Below are 536 nucleotides of genomic sequence, written 5' to 3'. Positions count from 1 at the left end.
TAAGTTATTAATCGCGATTAATGATTTATTTGAGCTGTGGAAGGTAAACGCGGTTCTGAATGTCTCTTAAAATCTGTCTCAAATATTGACTTCAATCCAAGTTCTGTTTGAACTGGTTTAAGGTACAAGGTATTAGGTTTACCAGTTTTTCGATCATGAATGAACGCATTTTGTTTAATAGAACCGTCCAGATTAAAAATATCGGTCTGTTTTAAACCCATAACGTCACTCACTCGCAGTAGCGTAGCTTTACCAACTTGAAAAATCGTATAGTTACGTCGGCCAGCTTTAAAGTTATTGAGTAACGTATCTTGAATCTCTTTAAGAACGTTTGAATCTTTGATGGGTAAGACAACTTGTTGCATGTAAATGACCTCCAGTAAGAATATTTGCATTACGTATCTACGTGGGATATACTTGGCTTGTAATAATAATTGCTTGTAATAATAATTTAGGAGGGGAAAATATGGAACTTATTAAAGAACAAACACGCTTAGCAAAGTGGGGAAACTCGAAAGCTGCTAGAATTCCTAGCC

At 35.4% G+C, this 536-nt stretch carries 2 pseudogenes; one reads left to right on the top strand and one right to left on the bottom strand.

The features are described from left to right. Positions 1 to 38: 38 nt before the first annotated feature. Positions 39 to 365, bottom strand: a pseudogene (locus FFM78_RS13700) (site-specific integrase); the annotation flags it as partial. Between the two features lie 68 nt (positions 366 to 433). On the opposite strand from FFM78_RS13700, the pseudogene FFM78_RS14145 reads away from it, so the two are divergent. After that, positions 434 to 536: pseudogene (locus FFM78_RS14145) on the top strand (AbrB/MazE/SpoVT family DNA-binding domain-containing protein); the annotation flags it as partial.

The organism is Loigolactobacillus binensis (genome assembly GCF_005405165.1).
In the GTDB taxonomy this organism is placed as follows: Bacteria; Bacillota; Bacilli; order Lactobacillales; family Lactobacillaceae; genus Loigolactobacillus; species Loigolactobacillus binensis.
Note: the sequence above shows the minus strand (reverse complement) of the source record. Positions and strands in the feature narration are given on the sequence as shown.